At 59.0% G+C, this 19,140-nt stretch carries 19 protein-coding genes; 10 read left to right on the plus strand and 9 right to left on the minus strand.

Translation table 11 applies throughout. The annotated features are described in order from the left end of the window. Window positions 1-317: 317 nt before the first annotated feature. The gene (gene tyrS / locus ACLBW8_RS06950; protein ID WP_064454362.1) at window positions 318-1,517 is read right to left on the minus strand and encodes a tyrosine--tRNA ligase; all 1,200 of its coding nucleotides are present in this window, start codon (window positions 1,515-1,517) and stop codon (window positions 318-320) included. A gap of 209 nt (window positions 1,518-1,726) precedes the next feature. Between tyrS and ACLBW8_RS06955 the strand changes: the two genes are divergently transcribed. Further along, window positions 1,727-3,139 carry a peptidoglycan DD-metalloendopeptidase family protein gene (locus ACLBW8_RS06955; protein ID WP_221295751.1) on the plus strand — a complete coding sequence of 471 codons (1,413 nt, stop codon included), beginning with the start codon at window positions 1,727-1,729 and terminating at the stop codon, window positions 3,137-3,139. Between the two features lie 3 nt (window positions 3,140-3,142). After that, the gene (locus ACLBW8_RS06960) at window positions 3,143-4,234 is read left to right on the plus strand and encodes an anhydro-N-acetylmuramic acid kinase (RefSeq protein ID WP_447805030.1); all 1,092 of its coding nucleotides are present in this window, start codon (window positions 3,143-3,145) and stop codon (window positions 4,232-4,234) included. 78 nt (window positions 4,235-4,312) lie between these two features. On the opposite strand, the gene erpA is transcribed toward ACLBW8_RS06960, so the two are convergent. Both erpA and argC read right to left on the minus strand, forming a co-directional pair. Continuing rightward, a complete protein-coding gene (gene erpA, locus ACLBW8_RS06965; RefSeq protein WP_003176443.1) occupies window positions 4,313-4,663 on the minus strand; it encodes an iron-sulfur cluster insertion protein ErpA in 351 nt (116 codons plus the stop codon). Between the two features lie 164 nt (window positions 4,664-4,827). Beyond that, window positions 4,828-5,862: an N-acetyl-gamma-glutamyl-phosphate reductase gene (gene argC / locus ACLBW8_RS06970; RefSeq protein ID WP_064454365.1), complete on the minus strand. Its 1,035-nt coding sequence runs from the start codon at window positions 5,860-5,862 to the stop codon at window positions 4,828-4,830. 136 nt (window positions 5,863-5,998) lie between these two features. On the opposite strand from argC, the gene hemJ reads away from it, so the two are divergent. From hemJ to coq7, 6 genes are all read left to right on the plus strand, one after another. Beyond that, entirely contained in the window at window positions 5,999-6,427 is a 429-nt protein-coding gene (gene hemJ / locus ACLBW8_RS06975) for a protoporphyrinogen oxidase HemJ (protein ID WP_017476328.1), read from the plus strand. 24 nt (window positions 6,428-6,451) lie between these two features. Next, a complete protein-coding gene (locus ACLBW8_RS06980; RefSeq protein WP_128589093.1) occupies window positions 6,452-7,414 on the plus strand; it encodes an NAD(P)H-dependent flavin oxidoreductase in 963 nt (320 codons plus the stop codon). A 69-nt stretch (window positions 7,415-7,483) separates the two neighbouring features. Next, a complete protein-coding gene (locus ACLBW8_RS06985) occupies window positions 7,484-8,449 on the plus strand; it encodes a DUF805 domain-containing protein (protein WP_064454368.1) in 966 nt (321 codons plus the stop codon). Between the two features lie 63 nt (window positions 8,450-8,512). After that, a complete protein-coding gene (locus ACLBW8_RS06990) occupies window positions 8,513-9,301 on the plus strand; it encodes an SDR family NAD(P)-dependent oxidoreductase (RefSeq protein ID WP_064454369.1) in 789 nt (262 codons plus the stop codon). 45 nt (window positions 9,302-9,346) lie between these two features. Continuing rightward, the gene (locus ACLBW8_RS06995) at window positions 9,347-9,685 is read left to right on the plus strand and encodes a histidine triad nucleotide-binding protein (RefSeq protein ID WP_003210943.1); all 339 of its coding nucleotides are present in this window, start codon (window positions 9,347-9,349) and stop codon (window positions 9,683-9,685) included. Between the two features lie 117 nt (window positions 9,686-9,802). After that, a complete protein-coding gene (gene coq7 / locus ACLBW8_RS07000) occupies window positions 9,803-10,450 on the plus strand; it encodes a 2-polyprenyl-3-methyl-6-methoxy-1,4-benzoquinone monooxygenase (RefSeq protein ID WP_053258296.1) in 648 nt (215 codons plus the stop codon). Between the two features lie 64 nt (window positions 10,451-10,514). On the opposite strand, the gene ACLBW8_RS07005 is transcribed toward coq7, so the two are convergent. Beyond that, window positions 10,515-10,937: an OsmC family protein gene (locus ACLBW8_RS07005; RefSeq protein WP_017138086.1), complete on the minus strand. Its 423-nt coding sequence runs from the start codon at window positions 10,935-10,937 to the stop codon at window positions 10,515-10,517. Between the two features lie 249 nt (window positions 10,938-11,186). On the opposite strand from ACLBW8_RS07005, the gene crp reads away from it, so the two are divergent. Continuing rightward, window positions 11,187-11,831, plus strand: a complete 645-nt coding sequence (gene crp / locus ACLBW8_RS07010) for a cAMP-activated global transcriptional regulator CRP (RefSeq protein ID WP_064454370.1) — start codon at window positions 11,187-11,189, stop codon at window positions 11,829-11,831. Here the strand turns inward: crp and ACLBW8_RS07015 are convergent. The 4 genes from ACLBW8_RS07015 to ACLBW8_RS07030 form a co-directional block, all read right to left on the minus strand. After that, window positions 11,828-12,523, minus strand: coding sequence for a lipoate--protein ligase family protein (locus tag ACLBW8_RS07015; RefSeq protein WP_447805031.1), 696 nt, complete (start codon window positions 12,521-12,523; stop codon window positions 11,828-11,830). The genes crp and ACLBW8_RS07015 overlap by 4 nt on opposite strands. Window positions 12,524-12,666: 143 nt before the next feature. Beyond that, on the minus strand, window positions 12,667-13,503 hold the full coding sequence (gene trpC / locus ACLBW8_RS07020) for an indole-3-glycerol phosphate synthase TrpC (protein ID WP_064454372.1): 837 nt from the start codon (window positions 13,501-13,503) through the stop codon (window positions 12,667-12,669). Continuing rightward, window positions 13,500-14,549 (minus strand): anthranilate phosphoribosyltransferase, encoded by a 1,050-nt coding sequence (trpD, locus tag ACLBW8_RS07025; protein WP_064454373.1) that lies wholly within the window; start codon window positions 14,547-14,549, stop codon window positions 13,500-13,502. Before trpD ends, trpC begins: the two co-directional genes overlap by 4 nt. Before the next feature lie 9 nt (window positions 14,550-14,558). Continuing rightward, complete coding sequence (locus tag ACLBW8_RS07030; RefSeq protein ID WP_447805032.1) at window positions 14,559-15,152, minus strand: aminodeoxychorismate/anthranilate synthase component II; 594 nt, start codon at window positions 15,150-15,152, stop codon at window positions 14,559-14,561. Between the two features lie 423 nt (window positions 15,153-15,575). Here ACLBW8_RS07030 and estP point away from each other — a divergent pair, with 423 nt between their 5' ends. After that, a complete protein-coding gene (gene estP / locus ACLBW8_RS07035) occupies window positions 15,576-17,498 on the plus strand; it encodes an esterase EstP (RefSeq protein WP_432750186.1) in 1,923 nt (640 codons plus the stop codon). Window positions 17,499-17,633: 135 nt separating this feature from the next. Here the strand turns inward: estP and trpE are convergent, their stop codons facing one another. Then, window positions 17,634-19,115 carry an anthranilate synthase component I gene (gene trpE / locus ACLBW8_RS07040; protein ID WP_447805033.1) on the minus strand — a complete coding sequence of 494 codons (1,482 nt, stop codon included), beginning with the start codon at window positions 19,113-19,115 and terminating at the stop codon, window positions 17,634-17,636. Between the last annotated feature and the right edge of the window lie 25 nt (window positions 19,116-19,140).

The following is a 19,140-nucleotide window of genomic DNA, read 5'->3' on the forward strand; positions in this document are numbered from 1 at the left end:
CAGAAGTTTTCGAAGAATTCCTCAACAACTTCAACCACTTGCGCTTCCGATCTCTCGTTAGCGGAAGGCGAATTCTACAGCGTTACACGCTGCTGTCAACACCTCTTTTTCTCCGCTTTCGACCGAGAGGATCGAAACGTTAATAGAGCCAAACAACACTGCCCTACCAACTCCTTCTGGGCTTCGATCAACTGAAGCAACTCGCTGTCGAACTCTGTATAACTTCTTGTTTACCAAGGAGTTTTCCGTTTCGACTGCGCCGGAAGTGGGGCGAATTATAGACAGATATAAATCGCCGTCAACACCTAATTCCAGCTTTATTCGGATTTGAGCGTAATACGCGCAAATGCCTTCTTGCCGGCCTGGCAAACGTGGGTAGCGCCCAGCTCGTATATAAAGGTGCGATCCACAACCTCACCATCTATACGCACACCACCGGAACCCAAAAGGTCACGAGCAACCGCGGAGTTCTTCACCAGACCCGCCTTATTAAGGACGGCAGCAATCGGCATCGCCTCAGCAGCAGTCAATTCGATCTCCGGCAGATCATCCGGCAGCTCGCCATCCTTCATACGGTTACCCGCTGCACGGTGAGCATTGGCCGCAGCCTCCTCACCATGGAAGCGTGCCACAATCTCTTCCGCCAATTTGATCTTCACATCACGCGGATTGGCGCCCGCCTCGACTTCAGCGCGCAGTGCATTAATCTCGTCCATCGAGCGGAAGCTCAACAGCTCGAAGTAACGCCACATCAATGCATCTGGAATCGAAACCAGCTTGCCGTACATAACACCCGGCGCTTCCTGGATACCCACATAGTTACCCAAGGACTTGGACATCTTCTTGACGCCGTCCAACCCCTCCAGCAACGGCATGGTCAGAATGCACTGGGCCTCTTGACCGTATGCGCGCTGCAGCTCACGCCCCATCAGCAGGTTGAACTTCTGGTCGGTGCCGCCCAGCTCAACGTCTGCGCGCAATGCCACCGAGTCATACCCTTGTACCAGCGGGTAGAGGAACTCATGGATAGCGATAGGCTGATTGGTGGAGTAGCGCTTGTCGAAGTCATCACGCTCAAGCATGCGCGCTACGGTGTACTGGGATGTCAGGCGAATGAAATCCGCCGGCCCCATCTGATCCATCCAGGTGGAGTTGAATGCCACCTCGGTCTTGGCCGGATCGAGAATCTTGAACACTTGGGTCTTATAGGTCTCGGCATTATCGAGAACCTGCTCACGAGTCAACGGCGGACGCGTCGCGCTCTTGCCGCTCGGATCACCAATCATCCCGGTGAAGTCACCTATAAGGAAGATCACCTGGTGCCCCAGTTCCTGGAACTGGCGCAGCTTATTAATAAGCACGGTGTGACCCAGGTGTAGATCCGGCGCTGTCGGATCAAAGCCAGCCTTGATACGCAGGGGTTGGCCACGCTTGAGCTTTTCGATCAGCTCGGCCTCGACCAACAGTTCTTCCGCACCACGTTTTATCAGCGCTAGCTGCTCTTCAACCGACTTCATAACAGACCCGCAAGGCTCAGATTCAAAAGGGAACCAACCATACAAGATCAGGGACTAATTACAAGTTTTGCCCTGCGCACGGACACCGTTCAGCAAGCCCAGCGTTCGCGAGCTTGCGCCACAGATGATTTGGTTATATTTTATACAGTTATTTCATCTTCATCATGTCATTCATCTTTTCCATTTCATCTTCAAAGTCAAAATTACTTATGACCACAGAACCGTCTAAAGCGCCGCCGCTTTACCCGAAGACCCACCTGCTCGCCGCAAGTGGTATCGCCGCCCTTCTCAGCCTGGCACTCCTGGTATTCCCTTCCAGTGACGTAGAAGCCAAACGAACATCCCTGAGCCTTGACCTGGAAAGTCCAGTTGAACAACTGACACAAGATCAAGACGCTTCCGACGCGCAACAAGCCACAAACGCACCAGCCGAATCACCATTTGCACAGATAGAAAGCACTCCCGAAGACACTCAACACGCCGCTCAAGAGCAGCCTGCAGCGGTTGTCCCAAAGAATCCCCTGCACCGCGAAGTAATCGTCGCCAAAGGCGATACGCTTTCAACGCTGTTCGAAAAGGTCGGCCTGCCCACTGCTACTGTTAATGAGGTGCTGGCCAGCGATAAACAAGCCAAGCAATTCACCCAGCTCAAACACGGCCAGAAGCTTGAGTTCGAATTGGCACCCAATGGCCAGTTGAAGAACCTGCACAGTAATGTCAGCGACCTCGAGAGCATTACCCTCACCAAGGGCGCCAAAGGCTTTGCCTTCAACCGCATCACCACCAAACCGGTTATGCGCTCCGCCTACGTACACGGTGTGATCAACAGCTCATTGTCACAATCGGCCGCCCGCGCCGGCTTGTCACACAGCATGACCATGGACATGGCCAGCGTGTTTGGCTACGACATCGATTTCGCCCAGGACATTCGCCAGGGTGACGAATTCGACGTGATATACGAACAAAAAGTCGCCAACGGCAAGGTGGTCGGCACCGGCGCCATTCTTTCCGCGCGCTTCACCAACCGTGGCAAGACCTACACCGCTGTGCGCTACACCAACAAACAAGGCAATAGCAGCTACTACACGGCTGACGGCAATAGCATGCGCAAAGCCTTCATCCGCACGCCAGTGGACTTTGCTCGCATCAGCTCGCGCTTCTCCATGGGTCGCAAGCATCCAATCCTGAACAAAATCCGCGCCCACAAAGGCGTCGACTATGCCGCTCCACGCGGCACGCCAATCAAAGCGGCCGGTGATGGCAAGGTCCTGCTGGCCGGACGTCGCGGTGGCTACGGCAATACCGTAATCATCCAGCACGGCAACACCTACCGCACGCTGTACGGCCATATGCAAGGGTTCGCCAAAGGCGTCTCCACGGGCAGTAACGTGAAGCAAGGCCAGGTGATCGGCTACATCGGCACCACAGGCCTGTCCACCGGCCCGCATTTGCACTATGAGTTCCAGGTGAATGGCGTCCACGTCGATCCATTGGGTCAGAAGCTGCCGATGGCCGACCCCATCGCCAAAGCAGAGCGCGCGCGCTTCCTGCAACAAAGCCAGCCGTTGATGGCACGCATGGACCAGGAGCGCTCCACCCTGCTGGCCTCGGCGAAGCGTTAAGGTATGCCGCGCTATATAGGTGTGATGTCGGGGACCAGCCTTGATGGCCTGGATATCGCCCTGATCGAACAAAACCCGGCGATCAACTTGATCGCCACGCACTACATCCCTATGCCAGACACCCTGCGCGCAGAGCTGCTAAGCCTGTGCGCCAGCGGCCCGGACGAAATCGCTCGTTCGGCCATTGCCCAGCAACACTGGGTGACACTTGCAGCCCAAGGCATTCACGCCTTACTGGGCCAGCAGCACCTCACGCCTCATGACATTCGCGCAATTGGCAGCCACGGCCAGACCATTCGCCACGAACCTGCACGGGGCTTTACCGTACAGATCGGCAACCCGGCCCTGCTGACCGAGCTGACTGGCATTACTGTCGTCAGTGATTTTCGCAGTCGCGATGTCGCCGCCGGGGGCCAGGGCGCACCATTAGTGCCTGCCTTTCATGAAGCATTGTTCGGGGAACATACCTGCAACCGCGCGGTGTTGAATATCGGCGGGTTCAGCAACCTTAGCCTGATCGAGACCGGCAAACCTGTAGCCGGCTTCGACTGCGGCCCAGGCAACGTCCTGCTCGACGCCTGGATTCACCATCAACGTGGCGAACAATTTGATCGCGACGGCCAATGGGCCGCCAGTGGCAAAGTCGAGATTCAGTTGCTTAACGCGCTACTCAGCGATCCATTCTTCCTGACCCGGGGCCCCAAAAGTACCGGGCGTGAAGTCTTCAACCTGGGATGGCTGCAACATCACCTTGGCAGATTGCCAGCCTTCCAACCCCGGGATGTACAAGCAACCCTGCTTGAACTGACCGCGTTGACCATCGTCGAGTCCCTGCAAGCGGCACAAGCCGACACCAAAACGTTACTGGTGTGTGGCGGCGGCGCGCATAACGCAGCACTCATGAGCCGTTTGGCGGCGCTGTTGCCGTCCACCCAGGTCAGCAGCACCGCGACTTACGGCGTGGACCCCGACTGGGTTGAAGCCATGGCCTTCGCCTGGCTGGCCCATTGCTGCCTGGAAGGCATCGCCGCCAACCGCCCCAGCGTCACCGGCGCACACGGGCTGCGGGTACTGGGCGCGATCTACCCCGCCTGACTACCCCTTCAGAATCTGCAGACAGCAAAACGCCGCTTGGCCTATTAAGCCAAGCGGCGTTTTTGTTTCCGTTGCCGATCAGATCGAGAACGAAGACCCGCAACCACAGGTCGTGGTGGCGTTAGGGTTTTTGATCACGAAACGCGAACCTTCAAGACCTTCCTGGTAATCCACCTCGGCACCTGCCAGGTATTGGAAGCTCATCGGGTCCACGACCAGGCTGACGCCCTCGCGCTCAACGATGGTGTCGTCATCGGCTACATCTTCATCGAAGGTAAAACCGTACTGAAACCCTGAACAACCGCCGCCCGTAACGAATACGCGCAGCTTCAAGCGATCATTACCCTCTTCATCGACCAGGCTCTTCACCTTGTGCGCAGCACCGTGGGTGAATTGCAAAGCCGTGGGGGTGAAGGATTCAACGCTCATGCTGATAATCTCCCGGCGTACCGCCGCCATATGCGTAATGACGGGCATTATCCGCTTCTCCTAGAAAAGCGGTCAACTATTGTTACGGTATATCAATCTGCGCTGCTGCCATTAAAAACACAAAAGGCCCGATCATCGGGCCTTTGGCAATCAACCGCGAAGCCTTAAGGCAACATGCCTGCGTGGGACAGGCCCAGCTTCTCATCCAGGCCAAACAGGATGTTCATGTTCTGTACCGCCTGGCCCGACGCGCCCTTGACCAGGTTATCGATCACCGACAACACCACCACCAGGTCGCCATCCTGCGGCCGATGAACCGCAATACGGCACACGTTTGCACCACGCACGCTGCGGGTTTCCGGGTGACTGCCGGCAGGCATCACATCGACGAACGGTTCATTCGCATAGCGCTTTTCAAACAGCGCCTGCAGGTCTACCGAGCGATCGACAACGGTTGCGTACAGCGTGGAGTGAATGCCACGGATCATCGGCGTCAGGTGCGGAACGAAGGTCAGGCCCACATCCTTACCGGCAGCACGACGCAGCCCCTGGCGGATTTCCGGCAAGTGACGATGCCCTTTTACTGCATAGGCCTTCATGCTTTCCGACGTCTCGGAGTACAGAGAACCCACTGCAGCACCACGACCGGCGCCGCTGACACCCGACTTGCAGTCCGCGATCAGGCGCGAAGTATCCGCCAACCCCGCTTCCAGCAATGGCAGGAACCCCAGCTGCGTCGCGGTTGGATAGCAACCTGGCACCGCAATCAGGCGCGCTTGCTTGATTTGCTCGCGATTGACTTCCGGCAGGCCATACACCGCCTCCTCCAACAACTCAGGGGCGCCGTGCGGCTGGCCGTACCACTTGGCCCACTCATCGGCGTCCTGCAGACGGAAGTCAGCCGACAGGTCGATGACTTTGGTACCGGCAGCAAGCAGTTCGCCAGCCAGTGCATGGGCCACTCCGTGCGGGGTAGCAAAGAACACCACATCACACGCGCCAAGGGTCTTGATGTCCGGAACGCTGAACGCCAGGCCGTCATAGTGGCCTCGCAGGTTCGGATACATATCGGCAACGGCCAGCCCGGCCTCGGATCGGGAAGTGATGACCACCACCTCAGCTTGCGGATGCTGAGCCAACAGACGCAGCAATTCGACACCGGTGTAACCCGTGCCGCCGACGATACCGACCTTGACCATAAACCTGCCCTCAACGAACCCACTGGAAAGCCGTCGATAATAGGGGCCGTATCGTCCTGCGACAACCGCCAACGTGACGTAAGGGCGCATGAGCCACTACTATCTTCAGTTACCGTGAACCTGGGAATAACTAGAAATGCTCTATCTATGGGTCAAAGCCTTCCACATCGTCAGCATCGTCTGCTGGTTTGCCGCGCTGTTCTACCTGCCACGCCTGTTCGTCTACCACGCCCAAAGTGAAGACACCGTCAGCAAAGAACGCTTCAGCGTCATGGAGCGCAAGCTCTACCGCGGCATCATGGGCCCGGCGATGATTGCCAGCCTGGTGTTCGGCGGCTGGCTGATCTACCTCAACCCCGCCATCTTTCAATCCGGCGCGTGGATCCACGCCAAGCTGACGCTCGTGGTGCTGCTAATCGGCTACCACCATATGTGCGGCGCCCAGGTAAAACGCTTCGCCCGTGGCGAAAACACCCGCAGCCATGTCTTTTATCGCTGGTTCAATGAAGTGCCCGTTCTGATATTGCTGGCTATCGTAATTTTGGTCGTGGTCAAACCGTTCTAATTTCAATTACTCGGGGTACCTCCAATGTCATTGCCTGCTTTGCTCGAACAACGTCTGCGCCTGCCCGTGGTGGCGGCGCCGATGTTTCTGATTTCCAACCCGCAACTGGTCCTGGCGTGCTGTCGCAATGGGGTGGTCGGGAGTTTCCCGGCGCTCAACCAGCGCGAGAGCAGCGGCTTCAAGGCCTGGCTGGAAGAAATCGAAGCGGGCCTGGCGCAACTGGACAACCCTGCGCCATATGCCGTGAACCTGATCGTGCACAACAGCAACCCACGCCTGGAAGCCGACTTGGCGATTTGCGTCGAGCACAAAGTGCCGATCGTCATCACCAGCCTGGGCGCAGTAAAGGAATTGGTCGATGCCGTGCACAGCTACGGCGGCCTGGTGTTTCACGACGTGACCACTCGGCGCCATGCCGAGAAAGCCGCAGAAGCCGGTGTTGATGGCCTGATTGCCGTGGCCGCAGGCGCCGGTGGCCATGCCGGCACGTGGAGCCCATTTTCTCTGATTGCCGAGATTCGCCAATTCTTCGATAAAACCCTGCTGCTGGCCGGCTGCCTCAACCATGGGCACGAGATCCTCGCCGCCCAAGTGCTGGGCGCAGACCTCGCCTATTTCGGCACGCGCTTTATCGGCACCACTGAAAGCCACGCCCCGGATGCCTATAAAGAGATGCTGCTCACATCGCGCGCCGCCGACATCGTGCACACTCCCGCAGTCTCCGGCGTACCGGCGAGCTTCATGCGCCAAAGCCTGGAAAACGCCGGTTTCGACCTCGCTGCCTTACAAGGCAAAGGTGAAGTAAACTTCGGCTCCAAGCTCAAGCCGTTGAGCGACGAAGCCAAAGCCTGGAAGACCGTATGGTCCGCCGGCCAGGGCGTCGGTGAGATTAATGATTTGCCCAGCGTCGATGAACTGATTGCCCGCCTGGATGCCGAATACCGCAAGGCACGCGAGCACGCGGCACAACTTCGCTGGCCACGCTGATAACCGCCAGGCCTGCTGACCGAAGTCGGCCTGTACTCCTTCCCTGATTCAAGTGACAAGGATGCCCGCATGAGCGACAACCGTTTCAAGATTGTGTTTGACGGAGCCCTGCTCCCGGGTGTCGAAAGCACCACTGCCAAGCTGAACCTCGCCGAACTGTTCAAAAGCGATGTGGCAGCCATCGAAAAGCTTTTTACCGGCCGCCCGGTCGCGCTCAAGCGTGACCTGTCCCGCTCCGATGCCGAAACCTACCTCACGGCGCTGAAAAACGCCGGGGTCGATGCACGTATCGAACCTGAGCAACCCGTGGCCTTCAGCCTGGCCGAAGCTCACGAAACGGATACCCGCGCGTCTGACTTCTCGCGTTCCGCTGCTTCGCCCTATGCTCCGCCGCGTGCGGCAGTGGGTGACCACACCGAGGAGTACTCGACACTCAAGGTCTTCACCATCAACGGGCGTATCGGCCGCCTCCGGTATCTCGCCTGGACGCTGGTGTTGACCCTGGCAATGCTGGTCGCTGGCGGCATCATCAGCACCGCGAGCTTTGCCGTGGCGACCGCCTCACCGACCGCCGGCATCATTCTCGGCTCGCTGCTGGGCTTCGCGCTGGTTGTTGCGATTGTCTGGGTCAGTGTGCAAATCGGTGTGCAACGCCTGCACGACCTGGGTTGGTCGGGCTGGCTGTGGTTCCTGCACCTGGTGCCTTTGGTGAACAGCGTCTTCCCGATCCTGTTGCTGGTATTGCCGGGTAATGCAGGCGCCAACCAATACGGCGCGCCGCCTCCGCGCAACTCCACCGCGGTAAAAGTGTTGGCTGCCCTGTGGCTGGCATTCATTCCGGTGATGTTCGCCATTGTGGTGGCGCTGGGTATGAACGGCTACTTGAACCAACTCGAAGCCAATATGGACAGCAGCTACGAAAGCAGCTCCATCACCTCCGATGACGCCACCGATCAAAGCGTCACCGTTGATGAAGAAGAAGGCGCGCAAAGTGCTGACGACACGGCCGAACCTGTAGACTCTCCAGAACAGTGAAGAAACGCCCGCCGCCTGTGATGCCTCTGTCACAGGCCCGGCGGCGTTGCGATGGAGAAAGGCATGACCCGTTACGCTCTGATCACCGGTGCCTCCAGCGGCATCGGCCTGGCTTTGGCCGAAGCACTGGCCCGTCGCGGCCGCAGCTTGATTCTGGTGGCCCGCCAGCGTGATCAGTTGGAAAGCATTGCAATTGAATTGACTCAACGCTTCGGCGTCGAGGTGCTGTTTCGTGCCTGCGACCTGGGCGAGCCGCTGCGCTTGTCCGGGTTTCTGCTGGAACTTGAAGAAGGTGAGCGCCAGATAGACCTGCTGGTCAATTGCGCCGGCATGGGCACCAGCGGGCCATTCCTGGCCCAGGACTGGATGACTGAACAAGACCTGATCGAAGTCAACATCCTGGCCCTGACCCGCATGTGCCATGCCCTTGGTAACGCCATGGCCCTCAATGGTGGGGGCCAGATTCTCAACGTTGCCTCGGTCGCAGCCTTTCAGCCTGGCCCGTGGATGAGCAGCTATTACGCCAGCAAGGCGTATGTGTTGCACTTCTCCGAAGGCTTGCGCGAAGAGTTGAAGACCTGCGGCATCAAAGTCTCGGTACTGTGCCCCGGCCCTACGCGCACCGCATTCTTCGGCACCGCTCAAATGGACACCGCCAAGCTGGACCGCAGCAAGCAACTGATGAGCCCCGAAGAAGTTGCGCTCTACACCGTGCGTGCGCTGGAAAGAAACAAAGCCATCATCATTCCCGGGCGACGCAACCGTTGGCTGGCCTTCAGCCCGCGTTTCAGCCCTCGCTGGCTGACACGCAAGATCGCCGGTGCGATCAACAAGGCCTATTGCCCACGCTGACTGGCTGGGTACACTCCCCTGCACTTTCACAATGGAGAAACAGCTGTGGATACTCTGTTCACCAAGATCATCAACAGGGAAATACCCGCGAAGATCATCTATGAAGATGACCAGGTCCTCGCCTTCCACGATATTGCCCCAATGGCGCCCGTGCATTTTCTGGTGATTCCGAAAAAGCCTATTCGTACCCTCAACGACCTGACCGAAGAAGACAAAGCCCTCGCTGGCCACATTTTGTTCACCGCTCAGCGATTGGCGGTGGAGCAAGGCTGCGAGAAGGGCTTTCGCGTGGTCATGAACTGCAATGAGGATGGCGGGCAGACCGTTTATCACATTCATATGCACGTGCTGGGTCAGCGCCAGATGAACTGGCCACCGGGCTGATCAACCCTGCAACCACGGTCGCAGCCCCGGGCTGCGACCCAATGCCCTTGACTCAGCGCAAACGCTTCACCCTCTCTTGCGGTAAACTGACCGCCGAGATTCTTCCCGGAGGTCAGCATGACTACCCAACGTCACTACTCGCCGATTGACCGTCTGTTGCTGCAAGCCGACACGGCCATGCGCACGCTGTTGCCGTTCAGCGGCCAACCGTACCGCCCATCGCCTGCCATCGTGCAGCCCGACGCGCAGATGAGCGAGACCGACACCCGCCACGTTGCCGGCCTGATGCGCATCAACCATACCGGTGAAGTCTGTGCCCAGGCGTTGTACCAAGGCCAGGCGCTGACCGCCAAGCTGCCGCAAGTACGTGCAGCGATGGAACATGCGGCCGAAGAAGAGATCGACCACCTGGCCTGGTGCGAGCAACGCATTCGCCAGCTCGGTAGCCATCCCAGCGTGCTCAACCCACTGTTTTACGGTTTGTCGTTTGGTATCGGCGCCGCTGCCGGCTTGATCAGCGACAAGGTCAGCCTGGGTTTTGTCGCCGCCACGGAACATCAGGTCTGCAAACACCTGGATGAACACCTGGAGCAACTGCCGGCTGAGGACGAAAAGTCTCGCGCCATTCTTGAGCAGATGCGTATTGATGAAGAACATCACGCAGATAGCGCACTGGATGCGGGCGGCTTCCGCTTCCCGGCGCCGGTGAGGTTTGGTATGAGCCTGCTGGCCAAAGTGATGACCAAAAGCACTTATCGCATCTAAGTGCGTCAAAACTGAGCCACAAAAAAGGGCGCTATCGAAGCGCCTTTTTCTTTTGCGGTGTGTCTCAACCTAACTCAATGATCTCGTAATCATGAGTGATAGCCACACCGGCCGCGCCGAGCATGATCGACGCCGAGCAATACTTCTCAGCTGACAGCTCAATGGCACGCTTGACCTGGGCTTCCTTCAGCGCCCGCCCCTTCACCACGAAATGCATGTGGATCTTGGTGAACACCTTGGGATCTTCGGTGGCGCGCTCGGCTTCCAGGAAGGCTTCGCAGCTTTCCACGGCCTGACGGGATTTCTTCAGGATGCTGACCACGTCGAAGTTGCTGCAACCGCCTACCCCCAGCAGGAGCATTTCCATCGGGCGTACGCCCAGGTTACGGCCACCGGCGTCCGGCGGGCCATCCATGACCACTACATGGCCACTGCCCGACTCACCGAGGAACATGGCCTCGCCCGCCCATTGGATGCGTGCCTTCATCGCCCAGACTCCACTGCTAAAAAAGGGTCGCCAGCTTAGCACAGGGCTTTGAAACCGCAGCGCCCAGCATGAAAGCGATAAATAGCAGTCTTTGCCCGGTAAATTCCTTAATCGAAGCAGAATGTGTCTGTTAAGCTGGCGCCAATTCAATGGCGCATTGCCATCCTTTGTACAGCGTGTCTCAATGCCGACACCGCTGGATAAAAAAATAAATCCAACCACACCGTGCAGTCTTTCCGGGAAACAACCATGGTTGCTCTTACTCCCACACCCAAGATCAAGAACCTCGACAAACTGTTGATGCATTGCCAGCGCCGGCGTTATCCGGCCAAGCACAACATCATCTGCGCGGGCGAACGTTCGGAAACACTGTTCTTCATTATCAAGGGCTCGGTCACCATCCTGATCGAGGATGAAGAGGGCCGCGAAATGATCATCGCCTACCTCAATACCGGCGATTTCTTTGGGGAGCTGGGGTTGTTTGAACAGGCGGGCAAAGAGCAGGAACGCAGCGCCTGGGTGCGGGCCAAGGTCGAGTGCGAAGTCGCTGAAATCAGTTACACGAAGTTCCGCGAACTGGCCCAGCATGATCCCGACATCCTGTACGCCCTGAGCGGTCAGATCGCCCAGCGGCTGCGCGACACCACACGCAAAGTGGGTGACCTGGCGTTCTTTGATGTCACCGGACGCGTGGCCCGTTGCCTGCTGGAGCTGTGCAAGCAACCGGACGCCATGACCCATCCTGACGGCATGCAGATCAAAGTCACGCGCCAGGAAATCGGGCGCATTGTCGGCTGCTCACGGGAAATGGTCGGTCGGGTGCTCAAGGACCTGGAAGAACGCAACCTGGTGCACGTCAAAGGCAAGACGATGGTGGTGTTCGGTACGCGTTAAACCGGCAGGAACCCGGCCAGCATCTGACGGTACAACGTATCCAGACGGGTGATCGCATCCGGCGCGGGAAAGGCTTCGTGCAAGGCAATATGGCTGTCGGCACGCACCCGCTGGTCGAGGCCACACGCTTCATTGAAGCGATTGACCGCCGCAATCAACTCCTCGCGGTCGTTATCCAGCAACAAAGCACCGTGCACCAAGCCCACCGGGCGGCCGCCGCTTTGCCGCCAGCGCTGGGCGGTGCCCACCATCTTGCGACCGTTGAGGTTGACGTTGTAACGGCCATCGCAGAAGGCGCCGTCAATCTCACCGACACTGGCATCACCGCCCAACTCAATCAGAAAGTCACAGATCGGCTGGCACAAACGCTGGTAGCCGGTTTCGATCCGCCCTTGATCGCCTTCACTGCGCGGCGGTGCGTAAACCAGCGCGATATTAACGGTCGCAGCAGACTGCGGCACCGGTTCACCGCCGGTTTCGCGCAGCAATACCGGCCAACCGGCATCGGCCGAGACTTGGCTGGCCGCATCAAAAGCCGGCAAGCGGCTCAACCGGCGCGGCATGACCAAGGCCTGATCACTGGGCTGCCAGAACAGCAGGCCGAATTCTTGCTCGCCCGCGCAAACGGCCGCCAGCAGGTCCTGCTCGGCGGCAAGGCCTGCTTCAACTGTCATCGGCACTGGCTTGAGCATCGAACACCTATTTCTATGAATAGACACAAAACCAAATGTGGGAGCGGGCTTGCTCGCGAATGCGGTGGATCAGCGAGCACATGTATCGACTGACACTCCGTCTTCGCGAGCAAGCCCGCTCCCACATTTGAACCGCACTTCAATCAATCCAGGGTCGAACCGCTGACGGCCACGCCACGCTCAGGGAAGAACAGGCGTTGCAGTTCCGCGCCCGGGTTCTCGGCGCGCATGAAGGTCTCGCCCACCAGGAACGAATACACACCGCTGATTTCCATCAGTTCCACGTCGGCGCGGTTGACGATGCCACTTTCGGTAATCACCAGGCGATCGCGTGGAATACGTGGCAGCAGGTCGAGGGTGTTTTCCAGGCTGACTTCAAAGGTGTGCAGATTACGGTTGTTGACCCCCACCAGCGGTGTGTCGAGGGTTTTCAGCGCTCGCTCAAGTTCGTCGCCGTCGTGCACTTCGACCAGCACGTCCAGGCCGACGCTTTTGGCGACTGCCGCCAACTCCGCCATTTTCACGTCATCCAATGCGGAGACGATCAGCAATACGCAGTCGGCGCCCAAGGCACGGGCTTCGACGATCTGGTAAGGGTCGACCATGAAGTCCTTGCGGATCACGGGCAACTTGCACGCGGCGCGGGCCTGCTGCAGGAACAGATCGGAGCCCTGGAAGTAGTCGATATCGGTCAGCACGGACAAACACGTGGCACCGCCCTTCTCGTAGCTCTTGGCAATGTCTTCAGGAATGAAGATCTCGCGAATCACGCCCTTGCTGGGTGAAGCTTTTTTGATCTCGGCAATGACGGCGGGCTGCTTTTCCTTGGCCTGCTTGATCAAGGCATTGGCAAAGCCACGCGGTGCATCGGCGCTTTTCGCCAGGCCTTCCAACTCGGCCAGGCTGACACGGGCGCGGCGCTCGGCGACTTCTTCAGCCTTGCGGGCCAGAATTTTTTCCAGAACGGTCGGAACACTCATCCTTCATTCTCCATTTTGAACACCGCAGTAAAGGCACCCAGCTCTTCGAGTTTCTCGCGAGCAAGCCCGGTGTGCAGAGCGTCATGAGCGAGGGCCACGCCCTCTTTAAGACTGTAGGCGTGATCCGCGGCATACAGCGCCGCACCGGCATTGAGCACAATCATTTCTGCCGCTTTCTGGCCGTTCTCAGTCTTGCGGCGCCCCAGGGCATCACGAATCAGCTCAAGAGACGCTGCCGGGCTTTCTACGGACAGTCCATGCAAACTCTGGCTTTTCATACCAAGGTCTTCAGGCTCGACCCAATATTCAGTGACCTCGTCATTCTTCAGCTCCGCCACAAAGGTTGGGGCGGCCAGGCTGAATTCGTCCAGGCCATCTTTGGAATGCACCACCAGCACATGCTTGCTGCCCAGGCGCTGCAGGACTTCAGCCAATGGCCGGCACAGTGCCTGGCTGAACACGCCTACCACCTGATGTTTCACACCGGCCGGATTCGTAAGCGGGCCGAGCATGTTGAACAGGGTGCGCAGGCCGAGGTCCTTGCGCGGGCCGGCGGCGTGTTTCATCGCGCCGTGATGGGACTGGGCAAACATGAAGCCAATGCCGACGCTGTCGATGCAGCGCGCCACTTGCACTGGCGTCAGGTTCAGGTAGATCCCGGCGGCTTCCAACAGGTCGGCACTGCCGCTCTTGCCGGAGACCGCACGGTTACCGTGCTTGGCCACGGTGCAGCCAGCCGCTGCGACCACAAAGGACGCCGCCGTGGATACGTTGAAAATATTCGCACCGTCACCGCCGGTGCCGACCACATCGACCACACCGTCGAGGGTCTTGAGTTCGACCTTGTCCGCCAGCTCACGCATGACCGATACGGCGCCGACGATTTCGTCGATGCTTTCGCTCTTCATGCGCATCGCCATCATGAACGCGCCAATCTGCGCATCGGTGCATTGGCCGGTCATGATCTCGCGCATCACATCGCTCATTTCAGCGGTGCTCAGGTCCAGGTGGCCGACGATACGGCTCAGGGCAGTCTTGATATCCATGGAAGGTCCTTAGCGCGTGCCGCCGCTTTGCTTGAGAAAGTTGGCGAACAGCTCATAGCCCTGCTCGGTCAGGATTGACTCGGGGTGAAACTGCACCCCTTCGATATTCAGTGTCTTGTGGCGCAGGCCCATGATCTCGTCGACCGAGCCGTCTTCCAGTTGGGTCCAGGCCGTCAGTTCCAGGCACTCGGGCAGGGTTTCACGCTTGACCACCAGCGAGTGGTAGCGGGTTACCGTCACCGGCAGGTTCAAACCGTGGAATACACCGAGGTCCTTATGGAATACCGGGCTGGTCTTGCCGTGCATCACCTGGCGCGCGCGCACCACATCACCGCCAAAGGCCTGACCGATGGACTGGTGGCCCAGGCACACGCCCAGAATCGGCAACTTGCCGGCGAAATACTGGATGGCTTCGAGAGAGATGCCCGCTTCGGTCGGCGTGCAAGGGCCAGGCGAAACCACGATGCGCTCCGGGTTCAGGGCAGCGATTTCGGCAACCGTCAGTTCATCGTTACGCACCACCTTGACCTCGGCACCGAGTTCGCACAGGTACTGCACAACGTTGTAGGTAAAGGAATCGTAGTTATCAATCATCAGCAACATGTGGGTTCAAACCTCTTGAATTCACTGATTTCGAATGACCGCCTTCCAAGAGAGTGTCCCGCTGCCAGACGCACGTTCCGGTTGCCAGGGTTAGCCGGCAAGGGGCGTCGAACAACGGGTGAAGAAGGCAAATCGGTACAGGTCCGGCCGGGCCGGCAGAGAAAAATGTCAGGCGCGCCAACGCCAACGGGCGTGTGCCTTGACTACTCGCATCAAGAGTTTGCTGATGATCAACACGGGAAGGGTCTCATTCATACGTTCAGGCACAGTAACGTAGCCTCGCCAGCGGTGCAATATGGAGCAGCGAATACGGGGGAATCACTACGACTTCTTTATAGGAAAAAACTGTTTTCTTCGAAGAAAACCCTCACTACATTGCTAGTGTTTCGCGTCCGATACAAAAACAACTAAATGGAATTTCGCATGCTCAGACCACCGTTTTTCGCTCCCCTCGCTGGCGCTCTCTTGTCCCTGGCCTGCGCGCAGGCGTTTGCAGCCCCTTCACCCTATTCAACCATGGTCGTTTTTGGCGACAGCCTGGCAGACGCCGGCCAGTTCCCCGATGGCTCGGCCGGCGCCACTTTGCGCTTCACCAACCGCACCGGGCCGACCTTTCAGGGCGACTATGGCCTTGTCTCATCGACCCTCCTGGGTGCGAAACTGGGTGTAGCGCCCAACGACCTGAATGCCTCCACTTCGCCGGTTCGCGCGGCACAAGGCCTGCCTGACGGGAACAACTGGGCGGTCGGCGGCTACCGTACCGACAACATCCTGGACTCCATCACCTCAGTCTCCAATGCGGCGATTCCGCCTGGAAACCCCGGTGGCGGCACCGTTTTGCGCAGTCGCCAGGGTTATCTGCCGGCAAACGGCGGGCGGGCCGACCCGAACGCGCTGTATTTTCTGTCCGGTGGCGGCAATGACTTCCTGCAAGGGCGTGTGCTCAGCCCGGGTCAAGCCGTTGCCGCGGGTGGGCGCCTGGCGGACAGCGCCCAAGCCCTGCAACAGGCCGGGGCTCGCTACATCATGGTATGGATGCTGCCCGACCTGGGCTTGACCCCCGCCATCAACGGCACGCCGGCGCAGGCAGCAAGCTCGGCCCTGAGCGGCATCTTCAACCAGTCACTGGTGCAACGCCTGTCGCAGATCGATGCCCAGATCATCCCGCTGAACATCCCGCTGCTGTTAAACGAAACCTTCGCTGACCCAGCCCGCTTCGGCTTGGCCTCCGGGCAAAACCTCACGGGCACCTGCTTCAGCGGCAACAGTTGCACCGCCAACCCGACCTACGGCATAGGCGGCACCCAGCCGGACCCGACCAAGCTGATCTACAACGACTCGGTCCACCCCACCATCGCCGGCCAACAACTGATCGCCGACTACGCCTATTCCCTGCTCGCAGCCCCCTGGGAAATCACCTTGCTGCCGGAGATGGCCCAAGGCACCTTGCGCGCCCACCAGGATGAACTGCGCAACCAGTGGCAAGCCGACAACGGCAACTGGCAAGCCGTCGGCCAATGGCGCGCGATCGTGGCCGGTGGTGGCCAGCACTTGGACTTCGATGATCAACGCAGCTCGGCCAGTGGCGACGGCAGTGGCTACAACGTGAATGTCGGCGGCAGCTATCGGCTCGACGACAGTTGGCGCGTCGGTGTAGCAGCCGGGCTGTATCGCCAAACACTCGAAGTCGGCGCCCGCGACTCGGACTACACGCTCAACAGCTACATGGGCACCGCCTTCGCTCAATATCAGCAAAATCACTGGTGGGCCGATGCCGCGCTGACCGGCGGCAAGCTGGACTTCGACAGCCTCAAGCGCAAGTTCGCCCTGGGCGTCAGCGAAGGCTCCGAAAAAGGCGACACCGATGGCTGGCTCTGGGCCTTGAGCGGCCGAGTGGGCTATGACATTGCCGGCGTCGGCAGCGATTGGCACCTGTCACCGTTTATCAGCGCCGACTACGCGCGGGTGGAAGTGAACGGTTATTCGGAAAAGGACAGCCGCTCCACGGCACTGACGTTTGATGATCAACAACGCGACTCCAAGCGTCTCGGCGTCGGCCTGCAGGGCAGCTACCGCGTCACCCCGCAAACCCAAGTATTTGGCGAAGTGGCCCACGAGCACGAGTTCGAAAACGATGCTCAGAAGGTCAACATCTCACTCAACAGCGTGCAGGGAATCGACTTCAAGCTGGACGGCTACACACCTCGCAGCAATTCGGATCGCTTGAACCTCGGCATCAGCCACAAGCTGACTCAGGAGCTGGCGTTGCGGGCGGTGTATAACGTGAGGAAGGATGACAGCCTGACCCAGCAAGGGGTGAGTGTCGGGGTGAGTCTGGATTTCTGATGAAGTCTTAAGGACAGTAGATACCAATGTGGGAGCGGGCTTGCTCGCGAATACGGTGGATCAGCTACTTATTCAGTGACTGACACTGCGCATTCGCGAGCAAGCCCGCTCCCACATTTGGATCTGGGTCGACCGTTAACCCTGAGGAGTCTGCTCGGCCAACGCCACAGCCCGAAACATCGCGCGGCGTTTGTTCAGCGTCTCTTCCCATTCGAGCGCCGGCACCGAGTCAGCAACAATCCCGCCACCCGCCTGCACATGCAGCTCGCCGTCCTTGATCACCGCGGTGCGGATCGCAATCGCGGTGTCCATGTTGCCGTTCCAGGCGAAATACCCCACGGCGCCGCCGTAGACACCACGCTTGACCGGCTCCAGTTCGTCGATGATTTCCATCGCGCGAATCTTTGGCGCACCCGACAACGTGCCCGCCGGCAGAATCGCGCGCAACGCGTCCATCGCGGTCAACCCGGCTTTCAGCGCGCCGGTGACGTTGGACACAATGTGCATCACGTTGGAATAACGCTCGATCACCATCTTCTCGGTCAACTTCACCGAACCGATTTCCGAGACGCGCCCAGTATCGTTACGGCCCAGGTCGATCAGCATCAAGTGCTCGGCAATTTCCTTGTCGTCACTGAGCAAGTCTTCTTCCAGCGCCAGATCAGCCTCTTCGGTCGCGCCACGCGGGCGAGTGCCGGCGATCGGGCGCACGGTGATCAGGTTGTCTTCGACGCGCACCAGCACTTCCGGTGAACTGCCCACCACGTGGAAGTCGCCGAAGTTGAAGAAATACATGTACGGCGTCGGGTTGAAGCAACGCAGCGCGCGATACAGGTCAATCGGCGCAGCCTTGAAGTCGATGGACATGCGTTGCGACGGCACCACCTGCATGCAGTCACCGGCCAGGATGTATTCCTTGATCGTGTCGACCGCGCGCTCGTAGTCATCCTGAGTAAAGCTTGAACGAAAGATCGGATCGGCAGCAGGCGGACGGCTGAGGTCCAGGCCACGACGCGGGGTGATCGGCTGGCGCAGTTTTTCCAGCAGGGCTTCCAGGCTGGCCTGGCCTTGCTCGAAGGCATCGGCCTGGGAAGGGTCGGCGAGGACAATCGCATGCATCTTGCCGGCGAGGTTGTCGAACACCACCACCGCGTCGGAGACCATCAGCAGAATGTCCGGCACGCCCAGCGGGTCCGGATTCGGGCATTTGCCCAGGCGTTTTTCCACATAACGCACACAGTCGTAGCCGAAATACCCCACCAGGCCGCCGTTAAAGCGCGGCAGGCCGGCGATGGTCGGCACGTTGTAGCGCGCCTTGAACGCTTCGACGAAGGCCAGCGGGTCTTCAACGTCGTGGCTTTCGATCTCGACGCCGTCCTGCGTGATGCTCACATGGTGATCATGCACGCGCAGCACGGTGCGGCATGGCAGGCCGATGATCGAGTAACGGCCCCACTTCTCGCCGCCCTGTACCGATTCCAGCAAGTAGGAATTGGGCTCGTCGGCCAGTTTCAGGTAGATCGACAGCGGCGTATCGAAGTCAGCCAGGGTTTCGCAGGCCAACGGGATACGGTTATAGCCGGCAGCGGCCAAACGCAGGAATTCTTCGCGGTTCATGAGGTGCCTCGTGGCTTGAGGGTCA

The sequence above is a fragment of the Pseudomonas sp. M5A4_2d genome (genome assembly GCF_053345295.1).

Excerpts from the sequence above, each read along its gene's own strand:
- tyrS (WP_064454362.1), bottom strand. The coding sequence starts at position 1,517 with ATGAAGTCGGTTGAAGAGCAGCTAGCGCTGATAAAACGTGGTGCGGAA.
- ACLBW8_RS06955 (WP_221295751.1), top strand. The coding sequence starts at position 1,727 with ATGACCACAGAACCGTCTAAAGCGCCGCCGCTTTACCCGAAGACCCAC.
- ACLBW8_RS06960 (WP_447805030.1), top strand. The coding sequence starts at position 3,143 with ATGCCGCGCTATATAGGTGTGATGTCGGGGACCAGCCTTGATGGCCTG.
- erpA (WP_003176443.1), bottom strand. The coding sequence starts at position 4,663 with ATGAGCGTTGAATCCTTCACCCCCACGGCTTTGCAATTCACCCACGGT.
- argC (WP_064454365.1), bottom strand. The coding sequence starts at position 5,862 with ATGGTCAAGGTCGGTATCGTCGGCGGCACGGGTTACACCGGTGTCGAA.
- hemJ (WP_017476328.1), top strand. The coding sequence starts at position 5,999 with ATGCTCTATCTATGGGTCAAAGCCTTCCACATCGTCAGCATCGTCTGC.
- ACLBW8_RS06980 (WP_128589093.1), top strand. The coding sequence starts at position 6,452 with ATGTCATTGCCTGCTTTGCTCGAACAACGTCTGCGCCTGCCCGTGGTG.
- ACLBW8_RS06985 (WP_064454368.1), top strand. The coding sequence starts at position 7,484 with ATGAGCGACAACCGTTTCAAGATTGTGTTTGACGGAGCCCTGCTCCCG.
- ACLBW8_RS06990 (WP_064454369.1), top strand. The coding sequence starts at position 8,513 with ATGACCCGTTACGCTCTGATCACCGGTGCCTCCAGCGGCATCGGCCTG.
- coq7 (WP_053258296.1), top strand. The coding sequence starts at position 9,803 with ATGACTACCCAACGTCACTACTCGCCGATTGACCGTCTGTTGCTGCAA.
- ACLBW8_RS07005 (WP_017138086.1), bottom strand. The coding sequence starts at position 10,937 with ATGAAGGCACGCATCCAATGGGCGGGCGAGGCCATGTTCCTCGGTGAG.
- crp (WP_064454370.1), top strand. The coding sequence starts at position 11,187 with ATGGTTGCTCTTACTCCCACACCCAAGATCAAGAACCTCGACAAACTG.
- ACLBW8_RS07015 (WP_447805031.1), bottom strand. The coding sequence starts at position 12,523 with ATGCTCAAGCCAGTGCCGATGACAGTTGAAGCAGGCCTTGCCGCCGAG.
- trpC (WP_064454372.1), bottom strand. The coding sequence starts at position 13,503 with ATGAGTGTTCCGACCGTTCTGGAAAAAATTCTGGCCCGCAAGGCTGAA.
- trpD (WP_064454373.1), bottom strand. The coding sequence starts at position 14,549 with ATGGATATCAAGACTGCCCTGAGCCGTATCGTCGGCCACCTGGACCTG.
- ACLBW8_RS07030 (WP_447805032.1), bottom strand. The coding sequence starts at position 15,152 with ATGTTGCTGATGATTGATAACTACGATTCCTTTACCTACAACGTTGTG.
- estP (WP_432750186.1), top strand. The coding sequence starts at position 15,576 with ATGCTCAGACCACCGTTTTTCGCTCCCCTCGCTGGCGCTCTCTTGTCC.
- trpE (WP_447805033.1), bottom strand. The coding sequence starts at position 19,115 with ATGAACCGCGAAGAATTCCTGCGTTTGGCCGCTGCCGGCTATAACCGT.